4 protein-coding genes are annotated in these 4,992 nt (G+C 66.8%); 3 read left to right on the top strand and 1 reads right to left on the bottom strand.

Annotation, left to right across the window (positions count from 1 at the left end; all coding sequences use genetic code 11):
* The first annotated feature begins 82 nt into the window (after window positions 1-82).
* Both ACFWPJ_RS12385 and ACFWPJ_RS12390 read left to right on the top strand, forming a co-directional pair.
* A complete protein-coding gene (locus tag ACFWPJ_RS12385) occupies window positions 83-505 on the top strand; it encodes an HIT family protein (protein WP_378850114.1) in 423 nt (140 codons plus the stop codon).
* A 163-nt stretch (window positions 506-668) separates the two neighbouring features.
* On the top strand, window positions 669-1,601 hold the full coding sequence (locus tag ACFWPJ_RS12390; protein ID WP_378850117.1) for an alpha/beta hydrolase: 933 nt from the start codon (window positions 669-671) through the stop codon (window positions 1,599-1,601).
* Window positions 1,602-1,718: 117 nt separating this feature from the next.
* On the opposite strand, the gene ACFWPJ_RS12395 is transcribed toward ACFWPJ_RS12390, so the two are convergent.
* On the bottom strand, window positions 1,719-2,486 hold the full coding sequence (locus ACFWPJ_RS12395) for a DUF3800 domain-containing protein (protein WP_378850120.1): 768 nt from the start codon (window positions 2,484-2,486) through the stop codon (window positions 1,719-1,721).
* Window positions 2,487-2,816: 330 nt separating this feature from the next.
* Here ACFWPJ_RS12395 and ACFWPJ_RS12400 point away from each other — a divergent pair.
* A partial coding sequence (locus ACFWPJ_RS12400) for a S9 family peptidase (RefSeq protein ID WP_378850123.1) occupies window positions 2,817-4,992 on the top strand: 2,176 nt, incomplete at its 3' end.

The raw sequence follows: 4,992 nt of genomic DNA on the forward strand, positions 1-4,992 counted from the left end.
TCCTCTGCGGCTGGTCGTTTTTTTTTTTCTTTCTGCCCCCGCCCGACGCCCACGAAAATACCGGGCCCGCTACCGTACGCGAGTGAATCCGTACACGATCTTCGCCGACATCATCGCCGGACTCGCGCCCTCGTCCAAGGTGTACGAGGACGACGAGGTCCTGGCATTCATGGACATTCGCCCCGTGACGCCGGGGCATGTGCTCGTGGTGCCCAAGGTGGCCGCGCCGAGTCTGGCAGACCTGGATCCGGCGTTGGGCGGCAAGCTCTTTCAGGTGGGTCAGCGGATCGCGGCTGCCCTTCGTGCCAGTGAGGTGGCGGCTGACGGGGTGAACTTCTTTCTCGCCGACGGGGTCACGGCCGGGCAGGAAGTCTTCCACGTGCATCTGCACGTGATCCCGCGGACGCCGGGCGACGGCTTCGGACTGCGTGCGCGCCCGACCTCGCCCGCCCGCGCCGATCTCGACTATCTGGCCGGTTCCATCCGGGGCGCGCTCACGCGCTGACGCCAACGTCGGGCGAACCGTGCATTGCAAACCGGTGAGTTTGCTGAAGAAACGCCCGAAACGCCGAATGCTTCCAGTTCATTCACCGCTGGGTTACCTTGGACCGTCATTGGCATGCGGTAATGGAGGGTGGGACGTGCGTCGTACAGGTGTTGCTGCTTCAGTGCTGGCTTTCGCTCTCGCGTTGCTCGGACCCGCGGTGGTGAACCCCGCTCCCGCGGCTGCCGCGCAGATCATCGGGATGAACAATCTCAGCCCCACCCGCACGGCGATCTCCGTCGCCTCGCCCGCGATGGGCCGCAATATCGACCTGCAGGTGCTGCACCCGGCGGGCGGCGGCTCCCGGTCGACGTACTACCTGCTCGACGGCCTCGATCCCGGTGTCGGCCAGAGCACCTGGACCAACGCGACCGACGCGGAGGCCTTCTTCCGCGGCAAGAACGTCAATGTGGTGATGCCGATCGGCGGGCAGGCCAGCTACTACGCCGACTGGATCGCCGACGACCCGCGCTTCGGCCGGTACAAGTGGGAGACCTTCCTGACCGAGGAACTGCCGGGGCTGATCGACGCGGCGTTCAACGGTAACGGCGTCAACGGCATCGGTGGTCTGTCGATGGGTGGCAACGCGGCCTACGTCCTGGCGGCCCGCCACCCCGAGATGTACCGGGCCGTCGCCGGTTACAGCGCGTGCCCCGACAGCGCGATGGCGGCGGGCGCGATCATGTTCTCCATCGCCAACCGCGGCGGCAACCCGCTCAATATGTGGGGCGCGCCCGGCAGCCCGGAGTGGGCTTCGCACGACCCGGCGCTGATGATCGATCGGCTGCGCGGCAAGGCGCTGTACCTGTCGACCGGTACCGGCATTCCCGGCCCGCACGAGGCCGAGCTCAAGCCGCAGCTGGCGGAGAACATCTTCCTCGGCGGGCCCATCGAACTCGGCGTCAATACCTGCATGGTGGCGTTCGACCAGCGGCTGCGTGCCGCGGGGATCGGCGCCAAGATCGATTACCACCCGGTCGGGACGCACTCGTGGTCCTACTGGCAGGACGCGCTGCACGCGTCCTGGCCGACCATCGGCCCGGCGCTGGGCGCCTGAGGGGTCGAGCAGTTACACTGAGACCAGGTAGTGGCCCGTCCGGGGCTTGCCGGGGATTGCCAGCGGTGCTGCCACCGCCCTCCTTCCGTGGATCGGCCCCCGGAGGCCCCGGACGGGCTACCCAAATGATTTCGGGCAGGGTTTGCAGGGGAACCAGTCTTTGTCGCGCAGCAATGCGTAGTCCGGCATGGCCATGATGCCCAGCGGGACGACACACGCGGAGCTGTTGCGAATCTGATGCCACACCGAGAGCAAGTAGCTGGGTTCGACGTAGCCGAATTCCCCCGCAGGCCACAGTGCCGCTTTCAAGAATCCGCCGTACAGGTCGGCTGCTTGGCTCTCGGCGTACCGGTCGGCGGAAACCCAGCGCAGGCCCTGTTCGAGGTGGCCGGGCAGCGAATCGTCGGTCAGGAAATTGTCCCGCAGGTAGCGTTCGGTGGTCGTGTGGTCGTGGCCGCGCACATGTCCGAACCTGGTCCACAGCTGTGATTCGGCACCGAACTCGGCCCGCACTGCCCAAAGTACGGATGTGTACATCTTGCCCGCGACATAGTTGTAGAACCGGGTTCGGTCATCGCGATAGCTGCCGTCGCGCAGGGCGGACTTCTCGGCGTAGACGTAACAGACCGTTACGCCGGGAGTCTCACCGAGGGCAGCGGCAGCACGTTTGCGTCGATCATGGTTCTTCACGTGATTCTTCCAGGACAGGACCGCTCCGGTGGGGACGCCGAAGTCTGTGCGCAACTGAGATACGGTCTGGCGTAACGCCATTCCTGCCGACTCGTCGACGATCACTGCGGCCATGCCGAACAGCGGGCTCGATCCAGCCGACGTGCCCCGGTCGCCGGTCTCATCGATGTAGGCGAACACCCGTGTTTGGCCCATTCCAAAAATGTAGCAAACCCGCGATGCCCGAAAACCCTACCCTGACAAGGTAAAACAAGCCGGTCGGCCGGTTCCGTTCCCCACGGTCAGCATCGACCTGAAGCTGGCTTCCGCCGAGGCGTGCAGTACCGGCGTGATCAACCAGGTCTACACCCCGGCCACCCAGTCAGCTCCCCACCGAACCCAGAGTTTCCGCGGGGGGCCGGTGCCGCACTCACACCTTGGTCGTCCGGCAAGGACGCAGGGCGGTGGTGACCATAGCGCACGCCCGGGCCGACGTCGCGGCCGAGTTGGCGGGCCCGGCTGGAGCACTGCGGCTACGGTGGACGCATGGCTGGCGAGAATGAGACGGTGTCGGCGCCGATCGCGAAGAAGGTGCCCTTCGAGCGGGTGCACCACGGTGACACGTTCGTCGACGAGTACGAGTGGCTACGGGACAAGGAAGATCCCGAGGTCATCGCGTACCTGGAGGCCGAGAACGCCTTCACCGAGGCGCAGACCGACCAGCTCCAGCCGCTCCGGGACAAGATCTTCGACGAGATCAAGGCCCGCACCCAGGAGACCGATCTGTCGGTCCCGACCCGGCTGGGGGAGTACTGGTACTACTCGCGCAGTTTCGAGGGCAAGCAGTACGGGGTGCACTGCCGCTGTCCCATCGACGCGAACGCCGACGGCATCGACGCGTGGACGCCGCCGCAGCTCGAGGCCGAGACGGTGATCGAGGGCGAACAGGTGCTGCTCGACAGCAATGTGCTGGCCGAGGGGCTGGACTTCTTCGCGCTCGGCGCGTTCTCGCTGAGCCACGACGGCAACCTGCTCGCCTACTCGGTCGACAGCACCGGTGACGAGCGCTACACGCTGCGGATCAAGGACCTGCGCACCGGTGAGCTGCTGCCGGACGAGGTCGCCGGCGCCGCGCCCGGCGCGACCTGGTCGCTGGACGGCACGCACATCTTCTATCAGACCGTCGACGAGTCGTGGCGCCCCGACACCGTGTGGCGGCACCGCATCGGCGCCGCGGCAGACACCGACGTGACGGTGTTCCACGAGCCCGACGAGCGCTACTGGGTGAGCGTCGGCGCGACCCGCTCCGAGAAGTACCTGATGATCTGGCTCGGTTCCAAGATCACCACCGAGGGCTGGGTGCTCGAGTCGGACAACCCCGAGGGCGAGTTCCGGGTGCTGCTGCCGCGCCGCGAGGGCGTGGAGTACTCGGCCGAGCACGCGGTGATCGCCGGCCAGGACCGCTTCCTGATCCTGCACAACGACGTGGTCGACGGGGTGAAGGCGGAGAACTTCGTGCTCGCCGAGGCGCCCGCCACCGACCCGTCGGACATGACGATTCTGATCGGGCATCGCGAGGACGTGCGGCTCGAGGACATCGACGCCTTCGCCAACCACCTGGTGCTCGGCTACCGCCGCGACGCGCTGCCGCGCCTGTCGGTGTGGCCGCTGACCGCCGAGGGCTACGGTGAACTGACCGAGCTGGACTTCGGGCTCGAATTGTTCTCCGCCGGTGCGGGTTCCAGCCCCGAATGGGAACAGCCGACGCTGCGGGTCGGGGTCACCTCGTTCATCACCCCGATGCAGGTGTTCGACTACGTGCCCGCCACCGGTGAGCTGCTGCTGCGCAAGGAGCAGCCGGTGCTCGGTGGCTACGACCCGAACGACTATGAGCAGCACCGTGATTGGGCGGTGGCCCAGGACGGCACCCGGATCCCGATCTCGCTCATCAAGCGCCGCGACCTGCCCGCCGACGGCCCGAAGCCGATGCTGCTCTACGGATACGGCTCCTACGAGGCCAGCATCGACCCGTCGTTCTCGGTCTCGCGGTTGTCGCTGCTCGATCGCGGCATGGTGTTCGCGGTGGCGCATGTGCGCGGCGGCGGTGAGATGGGCAGGCTCTGGTACGAGCACGGCAAGACCCTGCTGAAGAAGAACACCTTCACCGACTTCGTCTCCTGCGCAAGCCATCTCATCGGCACCGGGGCCACCGCGGCGGACCGGCTGATCGCCGACGGCGGCAGCGCGGGCGGCCTGCTGATGGGCGCGGTCGCCAACCTCGCGCCGGAACTGTTCACGGGCATCCTCGCCAATGTGCCGTTCGTCGACCCGCTCACCTCGATCCTCGACCCGTCGCTCCCGCTGACGGTCATCGAATGGGACGAGTGGGGAAATCCGTTGGCCGACAAGGAAGTCTACGAGTACATGAAGTCGTACTCGCCCTATGAGAACGTCGAAGCCAAGGACTACCCCGCGATCCTGGCGATCACCAGTCTCAACGACACCCGCGTCCTCTACGTCGAGCCCGCCAAGTGGGTCGCCAAACTGCGCGACACCAAGACCGGCGACAGCGAACTACTGCTGAAGACGGAGATGAGCGCAGGCCACGGCGGCGTGAGCGGGCGCTACGAGAAGTGGAAGGAAGTCGGCTTCGAATACGCCTGGGTCCTGGACCGGGTGGGTCTGGCGGGCGCCGGAGGGGGGGGGGGGGGGGGGGGGGGGG

The sequence above is a fragment of the Nocardia sp. NPDC058497 genome, from assembly GCF_042720195.1.
Taxonomy (GTDB): Bacteria; Actinomycetota; Actinomycetes; order Mycobacteriales; family Mycobacteriaceae; genus Nocardia.